Below are 18,271 nucleotides of genomic sequence, written 5' to 3'. Positions count from 1 at the left end.
AGCGGCCTTATGCTGTCGATTAGCGAATGCATGATCGAGCCGTCGCAAACCTCCTAGGACTCCTACGGAGGGGGTTCGCGGGTGATACCTTCGACACAGCGTGTATTCGGCTTCTTGGTGGACTTCTCAAAAATGAATGAACCATAGCTCCATGGCGGGGATGGAAGATGAAAGCGATAGCACTCGGCATCAGATTTGCACTCGAACTTTGCATACTCGCTTCGCTTGTCGCGTTGGCTGCACACCTTGCCGTACCGATACCGACACAAGTGCTGTTAGGGCTTGCGTTTTGCGCAGCAACTGCTGCCGTTTGGGGTACGTTCCTTTCCCCGAAGCGGAGATACGAGATTGGCGCGGCTGGAAGGCTCGTTCTCGAAGCCGGCATTTTCATGAGCACGGCTTTGATTCTCAACTACCTCGGTTCGTCGAACCTGGCGATCGCGCTGCTCCTCGTCGCCGCAGCCAATCGGATTGCCCTTGCGCTCATTCCATGATCGACGCTGAACAGAACCTAATAGAAAATGGCGACAGGCGAGCTACCCGCACCCCATAAGTCTACGAATTTGCGCGGCTATTCTAATTGCGCCTATATGAGACTAGTTTGGGTAAACTGAATGGTGCCCAGGACCGGAATCGAACCAGTGACACGCGGATTTTCAATCCGCTGCTCTACCAACTGAGCTACCTGGGCTAACCTGCTTCCAATGATCCTTTTCGAAAAAGAACCGTGGGGCCTTGGTTCGCCCCGGAAGCGAGCGGGGTTATAGCATCTTGTTCGGCCATGGCAAGCGTCAAATGACTCTTTTTTGACGGTCTTGCCAGTTTTACGGATTCATGAGGAAAAATAAGAGCTTCGTGGATGAAACTCTCTAGTTTTCCTCGTCCTGATATTCGGCCTTGGTCTCGTCGTCGGCAACGGGAATGGCATAGGCGCCGGTCAGCCAGCGGGAGAGATCAACCTCGCGGCAGCGGTTGGAGCAGAAGGGGTAATGTTCGCGGCTGGAGGGTTTGCCGCATTCCGGGCAAGGGCGTGTCTTGCGCAGCGGTTCGACCTTGGCGGCTGCTTTCTTTTCTTCAGGCATAGCGGTTCGTCCTATCGATCGACTCTAGAACAGGATGATATTAGGCCGAGCTGGCCTAATATCATCCTGTTCCAAATTAAATAGCTAGAGCATGATGTCGCCCGAAAACCGCTTACACTTTTCGGCATCATGCTTCAGGGCTCAGCCCTCGGGCCACCGGCTATGCACGTCGAAGCCTTCGCCGGTCAAAAGCAGAATGGTTTCATAAAGCGGCAGGCCGACGACATTGGTGTAGGAGCCCACCATTTTCTGTACGAAGGTGCCGGCAAGACCCTGGATGCCGTAGGCGCCTGCCTTGCCGCGCCACTGGCCGGAGGCCAGGTAGTTCTCGATCTCGAAGCCGGAGAGCCGCTTGAAGCGGACCTTGGTCTCGACGATCTTCTGGCGGATCTTGCGATCCGGCGTCACCAGGCAAACGCCGGTGTAGACCATATGGTTGCGTCCCGACAACAGATGCAGCGAGCTCAGCGCCTCGTCGGCGAATTCCGCCTTGCCGAGAATGCGCCGGCCGACGGCGACCACCGTATCGGCAGACAGGATATAGCTGCCCTTCCAGGTGATATCACCCTTGATGGCCGCAAGGGCAGCTTCGGCCTTTTCCGCCGAAAGCCTACGAGCAAGCGAACGCGGATGCTCCGACTTCTTCGGCGCCTCGTCGATATCCATCGGCATCAGGCGCGAGGGCTCGATGCCGGCCTGGTTGAGCAGGTCGACGCGACGGGGCGAGCCCGAGGCCAGAATGAGCTTGTATTTCAGCGCCATGAAACCTCGACCATCGGCAGACGGGAGAAAACCCCTTGCAGGACCTTGGGCAAGCTTACTTGAAACGGTAGGTAATACGGCCCTTGGTCAGGTCATAGGGCGTCATTTCGACAAGCACCTTGTCGCCGGCCAGAACGCGGATGCGGTTCTTGCGCATGCGGCCGGCGGTGTGAGCGATGATCTCGTGTTCGTTTTCGAGCTTCACGCGGAACGTCGCATTCGGCAGAAGTTCGGTGACGATTCCCGGGAATTCGAGGACTTCTTCTTTCGGCATATAGTGGTTTTCTTCCTGTGGGTTGAGGAGGCAGCGCAGCGCGCGCCTTTAAAATTTGGGCGGAAACTACACAATCAACGCAGGTTTGTGAACCTTGTTGATCGGGCTTTCCTTTATTTGTTTTCATGCCGATTGCGCGGCAATGCCCTTCCTTTTGAGTAGCCGGCTTTCGATGAGGCCAATCAGGTGATTGCGGACCTCGCGATAGCTCTCCAGAATCTGCTCGCGCGTTCCGCTGACGACCGTCGGATCCATGGTCGGCCAATAGACGACATCGACCGCGTTCGACCGGGTCAGCTCGAGCGCCGCATGGTGGGCCTGCGGCGAAAGCGTAATGATCAAGTCGAAATAGTCTTCATCGAGATCGTCCAGCGTCTGTGGCTGGCGGCGCCCGAGGGAAAGCCCGATCTCATCGAGCACGACGTCGACGAAGGGATCGCGCTCGCCGGCGCGAACGCCGACGGAGCGTATATAGGTATTGGCCGGCAGAATGCTACGGGCGATCGCTTCGGCCATCGGCGAGCGGATGGCATTGAGCCCGCACATGAAGAGAATGGCGCCCGGCCTTTTTCCATCCTCGACATCGGCGGCGAGCTCCATGGCCGTCACCCGCGCCAGTAGAGCACGCAGACCAGCGTGAAAAGGCGCCGGGCGGTGTCGAAATCGACCTCTATCTTGCCGGTCAGCCTGTCCTTCAACGTCTGCGAACCTTCATTATGGATACCGCGCCGCCCCATGTCGATCGCCTCGATGCGGCTCGGGGTGGCCGAACGGATCGCTTCGTAATAGCTCTCGCAGATCATGAAGTAATCCTTGACGATCCGCCGGAAGGGCGTCAGCGAGAGGATATGGGTGGCGACCTGGCCGCCCTCTTCCGTGGTGATGGCGAAGACCAGTTTCGAATCGACCAGCGAGATACTCAGCCGGTAGGGCCCGCCGGCATGGCCGAGCGGCTCGAACCGGTTCTCCTCGATCAGGTCGAAGATGGCGACGGCGCGCTCATGCTCGACATCGGGCGTCGAACGGCCGATCGTATCGTCCAGGACGACATCGCAAAGCCGAAAGTCGCCCGCACCCATGCCCTCACCCTTCGAGGTTGAGGCGGATCGCAACCGATCGCGCATGGGCATCGAGCCCTTCGGAAACTGCAAGCGCGATTGCCGCCGGGCCGAGGGTGCGCAGCTGCTGCGGGCCAAGGCGAAGAATCGAGGTGCGCTTGACGAAATCAAGCACCGAAAGACCGGAGGAGAAGCGCGCCGAACGCGCTGTCGGCAGCACGTGGTTGGAGCCGCCGACATAATCGCCAATCACTTCAGGTGTATGAGCGCCGATGAAAATCGCACCGGCATTGCGGATGCCGTCGAGCAGGCGATCCGGATCGGCGACGGCAAGCTCCAGATGCTCGGCGGCGATGCGGTTGGCGAGCGGAATGGCCTGCTTCAGATCAGAAACGAGGATGATCGCGCCGAAATCGCGCCAGCTTGCCGCAGCGGTGTCCGCGCGGTTCAGCGTCTTCAGCTGGCGTTCGACCGCTTGCTCCACAGCCTTGCCGAATTCGGCATCGTCGGTGATCAGGATCGCCTGGGCGCTGACATCGTGTTCGGCCTGCGCAAGGAGGTCGGCGGCGATCCAATCCGGATTGTTGTCCTTGTCGGCGATAACAAGCACTTCGGAAGGACCGGCGATCATGTCGATGCCGACGGTGCCGAAGACATGACGTTTGGCGGCGGCGACATAGGCATTGCCGGGGCCGGTGATCTTGGCAACCGGCGCAATCGTTTCGGTGCCATAAGCCAGAGCCGCAATCGCCTGGGCGCCGCCGACACGATAGATCTCGGTGACACCCACCAGTTTTGCGGCGGCCAGCACCGCCGGATTGACGGCGCCGCCGGTGGCGGGAACCGCGATGACGATGCGCTCGACGCCGGCGACCTTAGCCGGCACGGCATTCATCAGCACCGAGCTCGGATAACTCGCCGTGCCGCCCGGAACATAAAGCCCAACTGCCTCGATCGCCGTCCAGCGCGAGCCGAGACCGACCCCCATGTCGTCCTCGTAGATATCGTCCTTCGGCAGTTGCCGGCGATGATGGGATTCGATCCGGAGTGCCGCAAGTTTCAGCGCGCCCAGCACCTCGGCAGGCACCGCCTCGATGGCCGCGTCGAACTCTTCGGGCGTAACGCGCATGGGAACGGTGGCGAAATCGATGCCGTCGAATTTCAGTGAATATTCGGCCAGCGCCGCGTCGCCACGCGAACGCACATCATCGATGATGGCGCGAACGACGACGTTCACATCCTCGGAAACTTCACGCTTCGTCGTCAGAAAGGCCGCAAAATGCTGCTCGAAACCTTCCGATGCCTGATTCAGCCAGATTGCCAAGGCCGATATTCCTTCTCAACTCGAAACCGCGACGTTCAAACTTAGCTATTCAGCTTCAGGGGTGGCGAGGCTTGGAAGCCGCCTCCCAGGCGCCGCCGATATCTGCCAGCTGAACCTCGATGCATTCGACGTCGAGCGCAATTGAGGCCGTGCCCGACAGCGACAGCTCGATCGTACCATCGGGCCCCTCGCCCTTTTTCTCGAAGCGCAGCGCCAGCAGCGACAGAACCTCGTCGCGCTTGCTACGATCGATGCCGAGCGAACGGACGGCGAGTACCCGCTTGAAGACCAGTGCCGCACGGCGGCGCTCGAAACCCCTGCGCTTGCGCGCGGCACTTTCCCAGACGAAACGATTGACGGCAAGGGCGAATTGCGCGTCGCGCGGCGACCAGTCGATATCGCCGACCTTGAAGACGCTGTCCTGCATATGCGCTGATATGATCGCAAGATCCTCGTCATCAAGCGCAACAAGCTTCAGGTCGGTCATTCAGCCTCATCCCCAGCAGGCACCGCCGGAATGGCGATGCGTCAGACAAGGGAAATAAGACGCTGCGTCCAATTACGCAACCGGCGATGAACGGTGCTTACTCGCTGATGCGCTCGACGACCGCGCCGCAGCGAGTCAGCTTCTCCTCGAGCCGCTCGAAACCGCGGTCGAGGTGATAGACGCGGGACACCGTGGTTTCGCCCTCGGCGACAAGGCCGGCGATAACAAGCGAAACGGAGGCGCGCAGGTCGGTCGCCATGACGGGCGCGCCGCGCAGGCGCTGGACACCCTCGATCTTCGCCGTCTGGCCGGAGAGCGAGATCCTGGCGCCGAGGCGGGCAAGCTCCTGCACGTGCATGAAACGATTTTCGAAGATGGTCTCGGTGACGTGCGAAATGCCTGACGAGCGGGTCATCAGAGCCATGAACTGTGCCTGCAGATCTGTGGGGAAGCCGGGGAAGGGATCGGTGACGATATCGACCGGCTTGATGCCGGCGCCGTTGCGCTTGACGCGTATGCCGTTGTTGGTCGGCGAGATTTCCGCGCCGGCGCGGCGCAGCGTTTCCAAGGCTGTCTCGAGCAGCGACGTGTCGGTATTCTCGAGCACGACGTCGCCGCCGGCCATCGCGACGGCCATGGCGTAGGTGCCGGTCTCGATGCGATCCGGCAGGACGCGGTGACGGGCGCCGGAGAGCGAGGTGACGCCTTCGATGGTGATGGTCGCCGTGCCGGCGCCAGTGATTTTGGCACCCATGGCATTCAGGCAGTTGGCGAGATCGACGACCTCAGGCTCGCGGGCGGCATTGCCGATGACAGTCGTGCCGCGGGCAAGGGTTGCCGCCATCATCATCACATGGGTGGCGCCGACGGAGACCTTCGGGAAGGTATAGCGCGCACCGATCAGTCCGCCGGCGGGCGCCTTGGCGTTGATATAACCGGCATCGATCTCCATGGTCGCGCCGAGCGCCGTCAGGCTCTCGATGAAGAGATCGACAGGGCGTGTGCCGATGGCGCAGCCGCCCGGCAGCGACACGCGGCAATGGCCTTCGCGCGCGAGCAACGGGCCGATGACCCAGAAGGAGGCGCGCATCTTCGAGACCAGTTCATAGGATGCCGTGGTATCGACGATGGTGCGGCAGGTGAAATGGATCGTGCGGGCGTAGGAATCTTCCTGGCGCTCGCGGCGGCCGTTGACGGCGACGTCGACGCCGTGATTGCCGAGGATGCGCATCAAAAGTTCGACATCAGCGAGATGCGGCACGTTTTCGAGCGTCAGCGTATCGCTGGTCAGAAGCGAAGCGATCATCAGCGGCAGTGCGGCATTCTTGGCCCCGGAAATCGGAATGATGCCATTCAGCTCATTACCGCCGACGATTCTGATACGATCCATGTGCGCTTACGGGCCGCGCCCGCCTTTCCTGAAAGTTCTGCCTTGAAGAAGGAGTGGAGTGTTTAGGGGAAATCTGCAGGCGCTTCAATTCGCCACGGACGGAACATTACGATTCGTCCATTTTTGCGGCGGGCAGTCCATTTGTCTCGTCGGCCTGGCCCGAACGGCGGGCGCGCACCTGCTGTTTGCGTCGCCCCAGATTTTCCCTGAGCTTTTCGGCGGCGCGCTCCCGGCGCAATTTCGCCTGGGCCTCGATCGCCTCTTTGCGGCTCATTTGGCCGGTTTCGGTCTTGTCGTTCATGGGAACAGGATTAACCGAATTCGCGCCGATCCAAAAGGCCCCTGCATCCCAATCCACGCGAAGTTGGAATTTGCTGCTTGCGCTTGCCGTCAAGCTGTGGCAATAGCCGCCCCGTTCCCGCGATTGAGCCGCCCGGCTCGCACGGGTACTGGTCCTGCTGCCGTAGCTCAGTGGTAGAGCACACCCTTGGTAAGGGTGAGGTCGGTGGTTCAATCCCACTCGGCAGCACCAGTTTTCTTTCAAGACGCAATAATGGTTGCTGGCCCAGCATCGCTGCCTAATGCAGACAATGCATGGATTTCACAAATATCCATCAAAATACAGGCAGCCCACTCCACGAACGCTCCGAGGTAGCGCAACCCGATCACCCGCAAAACCGGCCTAAGCCACCGGAGAGGTCTATTATGTTTTCCGATTGTTAGGTATCAAACGCCGCCCGAGGGCGCTCGTTGGCAGTAGGTTTCCCTATCGCTGAAGTTGACCTGAGCTGCACCCTAACTTAAAACCCACGCCGGTTAGTGATATTTGCATCCAAATCCAGCCGGGGAATAGATCTTGCGTCACATCAAGGAATATGACGGCTTGCGAGGACTGATGGCCCTCTGGGTGTTGATCGGACATTGGGCCGCAACAATCTACCTGCAGTTTCCGTGGCCCGCAAACCTGGGAAATGCCTACGCGGTCGATGTTTTCGTCATCTTGAGCGGATTTGCTATTGCAACACTCGTCGAGCGAAAGCGCGAGACTTACGGTATTTACATTATTCGTCGCGTATTGCGGATATTCCCTGTGTATTGGTTCTATCTCGCCATCTCCATAGCCTTGGCGTGGGTCAGCGTCGACGTTTGGACCAATGCAGCAGGCGGCGAAGCAGCGGCCAACCGGCTGCAGATCTCAATTGCCGCGCTCGATAATTTCTGGCCAAACGTCATCAGCCACATTGTCGCCTTGCATGGTGTCGTCCCAAGAAACATGGTCCCAAATGGGGAGTATGCCTTTCTCGGTCAGGCATGGAGCATTTCGCTTGAATGGCAGTTTTATTTGATTGCGCCTTTGGTGATCGGCTTGGGCGCGCGCGCCGCGGGCAGTTTCAAAGCCTGCCTCATCCTCATTATCGGGCTGTTTGTGCTTTCGTATGTCAGCCCTCGATTCCCGTATAGCTTCATCGGCCGATATTCCGCGTTCTTTGCCATCGGCATTGCTACATATTTCCTACTGAACGTTGGCATCCCCTATTTAGCTCATCGTAAGATTGCTATCGCGGCAATTGCGCTGCTCATCGTTACGGCATTGGTATTGCTTGAATTACCGGCGGTACTGCCAATCTCGATCTGGATTATCGCAACCGCTTCTATTCTGGCCTCAGGCCAATTTGGCCTTTCAGCGATAGCTGGATTCCTCAGATGGAAGCCGATCCAGACGTTGGGGCTGATGTCCTATTCCGTCTACCTCTCGCACATGGCTGTGATCGTTTTGGGGATGCTGGCTCTTGAAAAGGCCGGGATCACATCGCCCTATCTTCATGCGGCCCTGTTGCTGATCATTACATTGGCTGGCACGCTCATCATATCGATAGCCTCTTATAACTTCATCGAAGTTCCATTTCAGCGGCTGGGCCGAAATCTCGCGACACGGCCGCAAGCGGCTGAATGAAATCCCGTTGACATAGCGGTTGCAGAACCGCCGTCATCGCATTCATCTTCGAAATTGCCGTCATTCCAGATTGAAAAGACCACTGGTAGCGGAGACCTGCTCAGTCGGCTTGTTTCCTTCACGCGATCGCAAAATGCCGGTCAGAGTGATGGCGGCTCGCTTTGCTTTATCGTCGATTTCCGCGATCGGTCTTTCGCAGGCAGACATTTCGCATCGCCAGCCACCATTGCTGCCGGTGAAAATCGCGCTAGAATATTAACTATCGTGGAGTCTCCCCGGAGGAGTGGGAGATACTGCTCGTGGTCTATCGAAAACCCTGGAGGAGCATCGATGGCAACTGAACGATGGAACAGCCCGGTCACGGTCGGTTTCGAAGGCGTCGACGCGCGAACGGTCAATGGGCCGTTCGATGCGCTGAAATGCCTGGCGGATCTCTGGCCGAGTTCGCGCGGGCTTCGCTACATCAAGGCGCGCAGCACCTGCCGGGCAGCGCTCGACGGGCGCAAGAGCGTGGAAGAAGCGAGAGCCGAGTTCCTGGCGGCGGCCGAAGAGGCAAAGCTGAAGCTGCATTAACACTTCGGCCTGGATTTTCGCCCGCTTCCGGCTTTTCGATGAACGGATCGCGCCGGAATGGAACAATGCTTTAATCCTGCTTAACCCTGCATCGAACTCGTGCCGGGTTTTGGCGCAACGGGCGTTGCGAATGGTACAGGTGTATTCATAGAAGATGCCCAGCCATCATGATGATGGTCAGAGGCTCGTCACCTCTGCGGGAACGCAGGCGAGCCTCGTCCGAACAAGCCCCGATATTTTCAGCAGGCTTCTCCCCCTTCACTCTCCACCTCGACATAACCGACGCCGATGATCGTGCCGTCAGCCGCGCGGATGAAGGACGGGAGATAGAGAGGCTCCGCGGGCTTACAGGCCGCGGTCCCGGTATATTCGTTGAGGGCGATCTGGTCCTTCGGCAAAGCGGAATAATTCGTGCCGGTTTCCAGCGCAGCATAGGCGGAGCCGGCAAAGACGCCGCAACCTGCTATCAACGTCGCAGCCCAAAGGCGAAGAAGCAACGGCATGAGCGTCTCCAGCGTTTCTATCCGGCATTTCAACCCGCAGGAGGGCATTTTGGTTCCCTTCTGGCATTGCAGATACAGGTGAACAAAGGGCCGGCCAGTGGGCGACATGCATTAGCGTCGCAGCAGGCGGCTGCGCACATGGCCTTTTCCGACGATGCTCTCGGCGATCTCGATCGCCCGCTCGACATCACCCCGCCGGCGCACGAAACCTTCCAGGATCACGTAGGAGCCCGATATGCCTCACGATGATTTCCCCGGCTTCAATATCGCCGGCCGCATGAAGGGCGCTTTCCACCGAGGCGCGCGTCGCCGCATCGCTGTGGCCCTGCCGGCCGGGCTCGTCATGGTCGTTAAATGCTGGAAACCCGAGCACCGTGACCGTCTCCTGATGTTGGTAGATGTGGGTTAACGCCGTGCCGGGCATTTCGTTGCGGTTGAGCACGCCAGCCCTTGGCGAAAGGTGCTGCGGTTTCCATATCTGGCTGCAGTCGAAAGAGGGATGACGACGATGAAAGCGCTTCCGCCCATCTTGCTTGCCGGGGCATTGCTGGCCGGCTGCTCCTCGGCCGATACGCCGGCGCTGGAACCCATTCCCGGCAGCATCACCTATGGCGGCCAGCCGCGAACGAAGCTCACCAAATCGCCGGTCGGCAGCGCCGTCTACAATCAGTTCTACAACGAGACCGGCCAGCGCGTGGAGGAAACCTATATTCTTCAGCCGGACCGCAGCCTGAAACTGGTGCGGCGCGTGGTCGGCCCGGATTTCCCCGATTGAGCTTCCCTCGCCGCTTGACAGCGGCGGCAATCGCGAACATTCAAGGAACATCTAATCTTTCCCAGTGATTCTGCGGAAGCCCGACCGGACGGCTGGATGTATCTCGAAAAGCTCAATCCCCAGCAACGTATGGCCGTCGAGCATGGCACGCTCATCGACGGCAACCATATTGCCGGGCCGCTGCTGGTGATTGCCGGCGCCGGCTCCGGCAAGACCAATACGCTGGCGCATCGGGTCGCCCATCTCATCGTCAAGGGCGCCGATCCCCGCCGTATCCTGCTGATGACCTTCTCGCGCCGGGCGGCGGCCGAGATGGCGCGGCGCGTCGAGCGCATCTGCCGCGACGTGCTCGGCACCAATGCAGGCGTCATGGCCGACGCGCTTTCCTGGTCCGGCACTTTCCACGGCATCGGCGCGCGGCTGCTGCGCGATTATGCGCAGCAGATCGGTCTCGACCCTGACTTTACCATCCATGACCGCGAAGACAGCGCCGACCTGATGAACCTCATTCGGCACGACCTCGGCTTCTCCAAGACGGACAGCCGCTTTCCGGCCAAGGGCACTTGCCTTGCCATTTACTCCAGGGCGGTGAACTCCGAGACTGCGCTGGATCTCGTGCTGCGCGACGCCTTTCCCTGGTGCGCGGCATGGGAAAAACAGCTACGCGAGCTTTTCGCCTGTTATGTCGAGGCGAAGCAGAGCCAGAATGTGCTCGATTACGACGATCTACTGCTCTACTGGGCGCAGATGGTCGGAGAGACTGTCATTGCCGAGGACATCGGCAGCCGCTTCGACCATGTGCTCGTCGACGAATACCAGGACACGAACCGGCTGCAGGCATCGATCCTGCTGGCGCTGAAGCCAGAAGGCCGGGGGTTGACCGTTGTCGGCGACGATGCGCAGTCGATCTATTCCTTCCGCGCCGCGACCGTGCGCAACATCCTCGATTTTCCCGCCGCCTTCAGCCCGGCGGCCAATATCGTGACACTCGACCGCAACTACCGCTCGACGCAACCGATCCTTGCCGCGGCCAACGCCGTCATCGATCTCGCCTCGGAGCGCTTCACAAAGAACCTCTGGACCGAGCGGCAATCCGCCGAACGGCCGCGCCTCGTGACGGTTCGAGATGAGGCCGAGCAGGCGCGCTACATCGCCGACAAGGTGCTCGACAATCGCGAAGAAGGCCTCAAGCTCAAGCAGCAGGCCGTGCTCTTCCGCGCCTCGCATCACAGCGGGCCGCTGGAAGTCGAATTGACCCGGCGCAACATTCCCTTCGTCAAATTCGGCGGGCTGAAGTTTCTCGACAGCGCCCATGTCAAAGACATGCTGGCCGCCCTGCGCTTTGCGCAAAACCCGCGCGACCGGGTGGCGGGCTTCCGGCTGATGCAGATCCTGCCGGGCGTCGGGCCGTCGACGGCGCAGAAGGCGCTCGACCTGATGGCCGAGGATGCGAGCCCGCTGTCGGCTCTTGCCGCGATGCCCGCGCCACCGCGCTCCGGCGAGGACTGGACTGATTTCGTTTCGATGCTGCAGGAGATGAAATCCGGCAAAGCCGGCTGGCCGGCGGAAATCGGCTTGGCGCGGCAATGGTATGCGCCGCATCTGGAACGGCTTCATGAGGATGCAGCGACGCGGCAGGCCGATCTGCTGCAGCTCGAGCAGATCGGCGGCGGTTATGCCTCGCGCGAGCGTTTCCTCACCGAACTCACCCTCGATCCGCCGGATGCGACCAGCGACCAGGCGGGCGTGCCGCTGCTCGACGAGGACTATCTCATCCTTTCCACAATCCATTCCGCCAAGGGCCAGGAATGGACGAGGGTCTTCATGCTGAATGTCGTCGACGGCTGCATTCCGAACGATCTCGCCGTCGGCACCACCGCCGAAATCGAAGAGGAACGCCGCCTGCTCTATGTCGCGATGACACGCGCCCGGGACGGCCTCGACCTCGTCGTGCCGCAGCGCTTCTTCACCTATGGGCAGAATTCGCAGGGCGATCGGCACGTCTATGCCTCGCGCAGCCGCTTCATCCCGGCGACGCTGCTGCAGTTCTTCGAGGCCTGCAGCTGGCCTCAGGTAAAATCGGACGCCGCCGCTCAGGCGCATGCACGGCAGGTGCGCATCGATGTCGGCGCCCGCATGCGCGGCATGTGGCGATAGCCGGATATGGTTTAGAGCGAAAGCGGCGGTTCAGCCGGTTTCAGGAAACGTTCGACCGCGGACGCCTCAACGGCTTCGACTGACGACGGCAACCATTTCGGATTGCGATCCTTGTCGACGACGGCAGCGCGGATGCCCTCGAAGAAGTCAGGATTATCGAGCATCTGCAGGCAGGCGCCGAGTTCGCGGCGGAGGCATTCGGCAAGTGAGGTGCTGCGACGTCCGGCCCGCAACAGCCGCAAAGCGAGCTTCAGGCTGGTCGGTGAACGCGTCAGCAGTATGCGGCGGGTCTCGGCGGCGAATTCGCCCTCCTCCGCTGCGAGGGCGGCCATGATCTCCTCGACGCTGTCGAAACGGAAGGTGCGATCGATCGTCGCCGCGTTCTGTTTGAGCCGGCTTTCTCCCGAAGGTTCGGAAAACGTCTGCAACACGGCATCGACATCGTTCGATGAACTGCCTCGCGGCAGGCGAGACAAAGCATCGATCACCTCACCAAGCCGTGCCGTACCGATCTGAAGGTCGGCAAGCCCAGCGTAGATCGCGTCTGCAGCACCGATATCGAGCCCGGTCAGGCCGAGCCATGTTCCGGACTCGCCGTGGCCACGCGGCAGCAGCCAGGTGGCGCCGACATCCGGGACATAGCCGATACCGGTTTCGGGCATGGCAAGCCGCGTGCGCTCGGTTACAACGCGGTGGCGGCCGTGCGACGACAGGCCGACGCCGCCGCCCATGGTGATACCGTCCATCAGCGCGACATAGGGTTTGGGATAGGAGGCGATCATGTGGTTGAGGCGGAATTCCTCGCGCCAGAAGGCACCTGCCAGGCCATCGCCGGCGCGGGCGCTTTCATGCAGGGCGCGGATATCGCCGCCGGCGCAGAGGCCGCGGTCGCCCTCGCCCGTCATCACGACGCTCGCTACCTCGGGATCATCGGCAAAGGCCTGAAGAGCTTCGGTGATCGTGCGGATCATCGGCAGCGTCAGGCTGTTCAGTGCCCGTGGCCGGTTGAGCCGGATGATGCCGGCGGTGCCTTGCCGCTCGATGATGACTTCGCTTGGCCGTTCGCCGTCCTGCATGGTTCACCTCATCTGTTGAACCATGAATAGACGAGGATGTGGCTTCGCTCCAGTCGATTTGCGACCGGTCAAGACCATCGCTTCAGGCAGACAGCGAGTTGCGCGCAGATACTGCGCTCTCACACCTTGCTGCGTAATCGATGGCGAGTTCCAACGGCAGCGGCCGCGAGAAATAATAGCCTTGGGCCAGACGAACGCCTATCGCCTTCAGTCCGTCGGCGATCTCCTCACTTTCGACGCCTTCGGCGACGGAGGCGATACCGAGATTCTGGCAGAGATTGGCGACCGACCGGGTGATGCTCATGCAACGGGCGTCGCGATCGAAATTCATCACGAAACCCTTGTCGATCTTCAGCTTGTCGAAGGCGAGGCGATGGATATGGCTAAGGCTCGAAAAGCCGGTGCCGAAATCATCGAGCGCGATCGAGATACCAGCGGCGCGCAGCATTGATATCACCTGGTCGGCGGTGTCGAAATCGGAAAGCAGCGCCGTTTCGGTAATCTCGAACTCGATGCGCCTGGGATCGACGCCGGAGCGGGTGATCATGGCGAGCAGTGCCATCGAGGTCTCGTGATCGCAGATATCGCGCGCCGAGAGGTTGAAGGACAGCCTGAGATGTTTCGGCATGATCGCGAGCGCTTCAAGCGCCTGGGCGAAAAGGATGCGCGTCATTCGGCCGATGACGGCCGTGCGTTCGGCGGCGGGAATAAAGGCTTCGGGGCTGATGCGGCCGAAGCGGGCGCTGTCCCAGCGGGCGAGCGCCTCGTAGCCGACGACGCGGCCGCTCTTCAACTCGATGATCGGCTGATAATCGAGCTTCAGCTCGCTGGCGAAGTCGTTCGCCTGCAGTTCGAGTTCGATCAGGTGGCGCTGCGTCAGGATCTTCTCGTGGTCGGAAGAGAAGAATTCGACGCCGCTGCTGCGCTTGCTCTTGACCTGGTAGAGAGCGAAATCCGCCTTCTCGTAGAGATCCTCGGCGGTGTATTGGCCGATATCGGGATAGACGATGCCGCAGGAACCGAAAACGCGAACCGAGCCGTCGGGGATTTCGTAAGGATCGCGGACGGCCGCACAGAGCGCCTGGCCGAGATCGGCAATCGCGTTGCGCGTCATCGAACAAGGGAAGATGATGCCGAATTCATCGCCGCCGAGGCGGGAGACGACACCCCCCTCGCCGATCAGCGCGGCGAACCGGCGGGCCGTCTCCTTAAGCACGAGATCGCCCGCGGCATGGCCGAAGACGTCGTTGACGGGCTTGAAGCCGTCGAGATCGATAATGCCGATGACGGGCGGCACGGGCGGGTTCTTCTGAAGCCGTTTTTCCAGCGAGAGAAAGAAGCTGCGGCGGTTGGCAAGACCGGTCAGCTGGTCCTGCAGGGCGTTGCGGCTGTTGACGAGGTTCAGCTCTTCGGCTTCCGCGCGCTTCTGCTCGAGCTCCTCGGTCAATTGCACGAGCCCGACGAAATTCTGGAAATAGCTGTTGATCACCCTGAGAAAGGGCAGGATCAGGAAAGCCCCGCTGACGGCGGTCGCCACGAAAACGGGATTGCCCGAGAACATGAAGGTCGCGATCATGGCCGAGAAGGTGATGACCGTGGTGATCGCCGCCGCCATCGGCAGATGCATCAGGCAGAAGATGCAGGAAATGCCCGTCACGACAAGGAAATAGGCAATCTGGCCCTGCTGAGAGGCATCGCCATATTGGTAAAGCGCGATGGCCCAGCCACCAAAGGCTGCAGCCAGGAGGCAGGCGCCTGATATGGTGACCTTCATCAGCCTGTAGGCCCGCTCGGCGGTGACGTTTTCCCTGCCCCTGATCTCCCACCAGCAGAGACGGAAAACGCAGACGATGCTGAGGCCGACAGGGATGTAGAGCGAAAGCCAGAGAGGAGCGGATTTGAGGTGAGTGACCGCCACCGCAAGGGCGTTGATGACCAGAAGGACATACAGAATGGGGATCTGGGACGACAGGGCCTGGAACTGCGCCATCAGAAACGTCGGATTGTCTTTTTGCAGCCGCAGTGCGGCTAGAAAGTTCTTCATGTTCTCTTTTCCGTCGGCCCCGAGCCAGCCAGAGAAAGCTTGATGTTTCCTTATTTACGTCATGCGGACCCCGCCGGGACGGGGATGATAAACAGGCTGTTACGTCGAAACGCCGCTCAGAAGGAAGCGGCGGCGAGGGCGCGATGGATGCTGTGCAGATCGTCGACGTTCTTATTCGAGAGGAACAGTTCCCAATCGAGCGAACTCTGGACGATGGTTTCGAGCGAGTCGTAGCGAGGTTTCCAGTCGAGCACCTGCCGGGCGAGCGAAGCGTCCGCGACGACGCTCGCCGAATCCCCGGCGCGACGTGGCGCCATGTGGATCTTGAAGGAATGTCCGTGCAGGCGGGTGACCATGTTGAGCACGTCGAGCACGGAATAACCGCTCCCATAGCCGCAATTGGCGACGAGCGAGCCCTTGTCCTTACGCAGGTGCTGCAGTGCTTTCAGATGTGCATCGACAAGATCGGTGACATGGATGTAATCACGCACGCCGGTGCCGTCATGCGTGGGATAGTCGATGCCATAGACATGGACGCTATCGCGCATGCCCAGCGCTGCCTCGCAGGCAACCTTGATGAGATGTGTGGCGCCTGACGTCGACTGGCCGGTACGGTGGTGCGGGTCGGCGCCGGCGACGTTGAAGTAGCGAAGCGCGACATAGTTGAAATCATAGGCGGCGGCGGCATCGCGCAGCATGAATTCGGTCATCAGCTTCGATTGACCGTAAGGATTTTCCGGATTGGGGGACGCGGTCTCTTTTACCGGCAGGTCCGTCTTCTGCTGGCCATAGACGGCCGCGGTCGAGGAGAAGACGAAGTTGCGGATGCCGGCCTTGATCGAGGCGGAGAGAAGCGCCCGGGTCTTGCCTGAATTGTTGTCGTAATAGGAGAGCGGATCGGCGACCGAGACCGGGACGACGGCGGAGCCGGCGAAATGGATGATCGCCTCGATGTCGTTCTCGATGAAGATCTTCTTCAACAGATCCGGGTCGGCAATGTCGCCGAGATAGAAACGCGCCGCCGGCGCCACGGCCCAGCGAAAGCCAGTGGAGAGGCGATCGAGCACGACCACATCCTCGCCCGCATCGAGCAGCGCCCAAACCATGTGACTGCCGATATATCCGGCCCCGCCCGTCACCAAAACCGCCATGTCCCGCGTCCCTGCTTTAGCTTTTTCAAGACAGGGGCATCAGGCGCCGGCTTTTCTTTCCAATTTTCTTATCGAAGGGCCGTTCGCAGGCCTTTGAACGGGTATGTTTGGAGTCGTGGTTAGAGGCCGATTTCGGGCTTTGCTAGAGTTTTATCGATCTCCCGATTCCGGCGCGGAATCGAGGCATCGTGCCCCGTCCAAGACCCCTCCCCAACCCCTCCCCACAAGGGGGAGGGGCTTAACCTGCCGCACCCGTTTTCCATATCTGCGACGTTTCGAGTGGAACGAGGCGAGCGCTCCGGATTAGTCCCTCCCCCTTGTGGGGAGGGGTTGGGGAGGGGTCTTTCACACAGCCGGAAGGGGCAGCCCTCGGCGATCTCCTACGGAAACAGCCATGACTTCTTCTCCTTTTCACTGCAGGCCGATCGCCGTCAGCGCTTGAGGATATAGTCGCAGAGACGCTCGGCCGCGATTGCCACCTGCGCGGGGTCGCGCAGGAAACAGGCGCGCAGGAAGAGTTCACCGCCAGCGCCGAAGGCGGTTCCAGGGGCAAGGCCTACGCCTGTCTTGTCGACGATGTCGATGGCAGCGCTGCGGCTATCGGTGACGCCGTCGATCTTCAGGAAAGCGTAAAGGGCGCCGTCCGGCTTTAGCGTCTCGACACGATTGGTGGCGACAAGCGCATCGCAGAGAATATCGCGGGACCGCGCCGCCTTGGCGATATTGGCGCGTACGAAATCATCGCCGTCATCGAGGGCTGCGACGGCGCCCTTCTGCATGAACTGCGCCACTCCAGATGTCGAATACTGGACGAGGTTTTCGAGCACCTGGCCCATCTCGGGAGGTGCCACGATCCAGCCGACGCGCCAGCCGGTCATCGACCAGTTCTTCGAGAAGGAATTGACGAAGACGATCTTGTCGCCCGGCTCCATCACGTCGAGAAAGGAGGGCGCGCGGCCGCCGGCAAAGTAATAGAGGGCGTAGATCTCATCCGCCATGATCCAGAGATCGTGCTTGCGGGCGAGCGCCAGGATGTCGGCGAGGTCCTTCTTGGTGGCGGTCCAGCCCGTCGGGTTCGACGGCGTGTTGATGAAGATGCCCCGGGTCTTTTCTGTGATCGCGGCTTCGATGCGGTTGAGATCGACCGTCCATCGACCGCCTTCGAACTGCAACTGCACGCCCATCGAGCGCGCGCCTGCGATTTCGAGGGCTGCCGCAATATTCGGCCAGGCGGGCGTGAGGTAGACGAATTCGTCGCCCGGCGCGGTCAGCGCCTGCACGGCGATCTGGATCGCCTGCATGCCGGAGCCGGTGACATAGAAATGCTCGACCGGCAGCCGGACGGCGAAATGCCTGGAGTAATAATCGGAAAGCGCCCGGCGAAGCTCCGGAATGCCACGCTGCCAGGTATAAAAGGTCTCGCCGGCCGCAAGCGCATCCATCGCCGCCTTGCTGATGAAATCGGGCGTCGGCAGATCGCCTTCACCCACCCAGAGCGGCAGCAGACCTTCGCGGCCACGGGCATAATTGACGACTTCGACGATCCCGCTTTCGGGCGCCGCTACGGCGCGCGGGCTGAGGCTGCTGACGATCGACATGCATATCTCCGGTTTCCGCCTTCATAGAGGATTTGCGTCGGCAAATCCCATGACTTCGCGTGA

At 60.6% G+C, this 18,271-nt stretch carries 20 protein-coding genes, 2 tRNA genes and 1 pseudogene; 6 read left to right on the top strand and 17 right to left on the bottom strand.

The window, feature by feature from the left end; translation table 11 throughout:
- Positions 1–167 precede the first annotated feature (167 nt).
- The gene (locus EFQ99_RS05560) at positions 168–494 is read left to right on the top strand and encodes a YrdB family protein (RefSeq protein WP_126919661.1); all 327 of its coding nucleotides are present in this window, start codon (positions 168–170) and stop codon (positions 492–494) included.
- A 121-nt stretch (positions 495–615) separates the two neighbouring features.
- Here the strand turns inward: EFQ99_RS05560 and EFQ99_RS05555 are convergent.
- The 10 genes from EFQ99_RS05555 to EFQ99_RS05510 all read right to left on the bottom strand — a co-directional run bounded on the left by EFQ99_RS05555 (position 616) and on the right by EFQ99_RS05510 (position 6,678).
- A tRNA-Phe gene (locus EFQ99_RS05555) sits at positions 616–691 on the bottom strand.
- A 178-nt stretch (positions 692–869) separates the two neighbouring features.
- Entirely contained in the window at positions 870–1,082 is a 213-nt protein-coding gene (gene yacG / locus EFQ99_RS05550) for a DNA gyrase inhibitor YacG (RefSeq protein ID WP_126919660.1), read from the bottom strand.
- A gap of 141 nt (positions 1,083–1,223) precedes the next feature.
- On the bottom strand, positions 1,224–1,844 hold the full coding sequence (locus EFQ99_RS05545) for a Maf-like protein (RefSeq protein ID WP_012755992.1): 621 nt from the start codon (positions 1,842–1,844) through the stop codon (positions 1,224–1,226).
- Positions 1,845–1,899: 55 nt separating this feature from the next.
- Entirely contained in the window at positions 1,900–2,118 is a 219-nt protein-coding gene (infA, locus tag EFQ99_RS05540) for a translation initiation factor IF-1 (RefSeq protein ID WP_003545338.1), read from the bottom strand.
- Between the two features lie 123 nt (positions 2,119–2,241).
- Complete coding sequence (locus EFQ99_RS05535) at positions 2,242–2,718, bottom strand: arsenate-mycothiol transferase ArsC (RefSeq protein WP_126919659.1); 477 nt, start codon at positions 2,716–2,718, stop codon at positions 2,242–2,244.
- A 5-nt stretch (positions 2,719–2,723) separates the two neighbouring features.
- A complete protein-coding gene (locus EFQ99_RS05530; protein ID WP_126919658.1) occupies positions 2,724–3,197 on the bottom strand; it encodes a UPF0262 family protein in 474 nt (157 codons plus the stop codon).
- Positions 3,198–3,201: 4 nt separating this feature from the next.
- Positions 3,202–4,500, bottom strand: a complete 1,299-nt coding sequence (hisD, locus tag EFQ99_RS05525) for a histidinol dehydrogenase (protein ID WP_126919657.1) — start codon at positions 4,498–4,500, stop codon at positions 3,202–3,204.
- Between the two features lie 55 nt (positions 4,501–4,555).
- Positions 4,556–4,987: a DUF2948 family protein gene (locus tag EFQ99_RS05520; protein WP_126919656.1), complete on the bottom strand. Its 432-nt coding sequence runs from the start codon at positions 4,985–4,987 to the stop codon at positions 4,556–4,558.
- Positions 4,988–5,084: 97 nt separating this feature from the next.
- Entirely contained in the window at positions 5,085–6,377 is a 1,293-nt protein-coding gene (gene murA, locus EFQ99_RS05515; protein WP_126919655.1) for a UDP-N-acetylglucosamine 1-carboxyvinyltransferase, read from the bottom strand.
- Positions 6,378–6,483: 106 nt separating this feature from the next.
- The gene (locus EFQ99_RS05510) at positions 6,484–6,678 is read right to left on the bottom strand and encodes a hypothetical protein (RefSeq protein WP_126919654.1); all 195 of its coding nucleotides are present in this window, start codon (positions 6,676–6,678) and stop codon (positions 6,484–6,486) included.
- 156 nt (positions 6,679–6,834) lie between these two features.
- Here EFQ99_RS05510 and EFQ99_RS05505 point away from each other — a divergent pair.
- Positions 6,835–6,909 (top strand) — tRNA-Thr (locus EFQ99_RS05505).
- Positions 6,910–7,233: 324 nt separating this feature from the next.
- Complete coding sequence (locus EFQ99_RS05500) at positions 7,234–8,331, top strand: acyltransferase family protein (protein ID WP_126919653.1); 1,098 nt, start codon at positions 7,234–7,236, stop codon at positions 8,329–8,331.
- Between the two features lie 60 nt (positions 8,332–8,391).
- Here EFQ99_RS05500 and EFQ99_RS34915 read toward each other — a convergent pair whose 3' ends face one another.
- Positions 8,392–8,538, bottom strand: coding sequence for a hypothetical protein (locus tag EFQ99_RS34915; RefSeq protein ID WP_164736335.1), 147 nt, complete (start codon positions 8,536–8,538; stop codon positions 8,392–8,394).
- Between the two features lie 123 nt (positions 8,539–8,661).
- On the opposite strand from EFQ99_RS34915, the gene EFQ99_RS05495 reads away from it, so the two are divergent.
- A complete protein-coding gene (locus tag EFQ99_RS05495) occupies positions 8,662–8,904 on the top strand; it encodes a DUF982 domain-containing protein (protein WP_126919652.1) in 243 nt (80 codons plus the stop codon).
- A gap of 239 nt (positions 8,905–9,143) precedes the next feature.
- On the opposite strand, the gene EFQ99_RS05490 is transcribed toward EFQ99_RS05495, so the two are convergent.
- Both EFQ99_RS05490 and EFQ99_RS05485 read right to left on the bottom strand, forming a co-directional pair.
- Positions 9,144–9,407 carry a hypothetical protein gene (locus tag EFQ99_RS05490; RefSeq protein ID WP_126919651.1) on the bottom strand — a complete coding sequence of 88 codons (264 nt, stop codon included), beginning with the start codon at positions 9,405–9,407 and terminating at the stop codon, positions 9,144–9,146.
- Positions 9,408–9,518: 111 nt separating this feature from the next.
- Positions 9,519–9,780: pseudogene (locus EFQ99_RS05485) on the bottom strand (BON domain-containing protein).
- A 135-nt stretch (positions 9,781–9,915) separates the two neighbouring features.
- On the opposite strand from EFQ99_RS05485, the gene EFQ99_RS05480 reads away from it, so the two are divergent.
- Together EFQ99_RS05480 and EFQ99_RS05475 are read left to right on the top strand one after the other, a co-directional pair.
- Positions 9,916–10,182: a hypothetical protein gene (locus EFQ99_RS05480; protein ID WP_126919650.1), complete on the top strand. Its 267-nt coding sequence runs from the start codon at positions 9,916–9,918 to the stop codon at positions 10,180–10,182.
- 96 nt (positions 10,183–10,278) lie between these two features.
- Positions 10,279–12,339 (top strand): ATP-dependent helicase, encoded by a 2,061-nt coding sequence (locus tag EFQ99_RS05475; protein WP_126919649.1) that lies wholly within the window; start codon positions 10,279–10,281, stop codon positions 12,337–12,339.
- A gap of 11 nt (positions 12,340–12,350) precedes the next feature.
- On the opposite strand, the gene EFQ99_RS05470 is transcribed toward EFQ99_RS05475, so the two are convergent.
- From EFQ99_RS05470 to EFQ99_RS05450, 4 genes are all read right to left on the bottom strand, one after another.
- Entirely contained in the window at positions 12,351–13,415 is a 1,065-nt protein-coding gene (locus EFQ99_RS05470) for an enoyl-CoA hydratase/isomerase family protein (protein WP_126919648.1), read from the bottom strand.
- Positions 13,416–13,497: 82 nt separating this feature from the next.
- The gene (locus EFQ99_RS05465; RefSeq protein WP_126919647.1) at positions 13,498–15,459 is read right to left on the bottom strand and encodes a putative bifunctional diguanylate cyclase/phosphodiesterase; all 1,962 of its coding nucleotides are present in this window, start codon (positions 15,457–15,459) and stop codon (positions 13,498–13,500) included.
- Positions 15,460–15,575: 116 nt separating this feature from the next.
- Complete coding sequence (gene galE, locus EFQ99_RS05460) at positions 15,576–16,610, bottom strand: UDP-glucose 4-epimerase GalE (RefSeq protein WP_126919646.1); 1,035 nt, start codon at positions 16,608–16,610, stop codon at positions 15,576–15,578.
- Between the two features lie 431 nt (positions 16,611–17,041).
- Positions 17,042–18,208, bottom strand: a complete 1,167-nt coding sequence (locus EFQ99_RS05450; RefSeq protein WP_126919645.1) for a pyridoxal phosphate-dependent aminotransferase — start codon at positions 18,206–18,208, stop codon at positions 17,042–17,044.
- Positions 18,209–18,271 lie beyond the last annotated feature (63 nt).

Source organism: Rhizobium vallis, from assembly GCF_003985155.1.
GTDB classification, from domain to species: Bacteria; Pseudomonadota; Alphaproteobacteria; order Rhizobiales; family Rhizobiaceae; genus Rhizobium; species Rhizobium vallis.
This window is presented reverse-complemented; position numbering and strand designations above follow the sequence as displayed.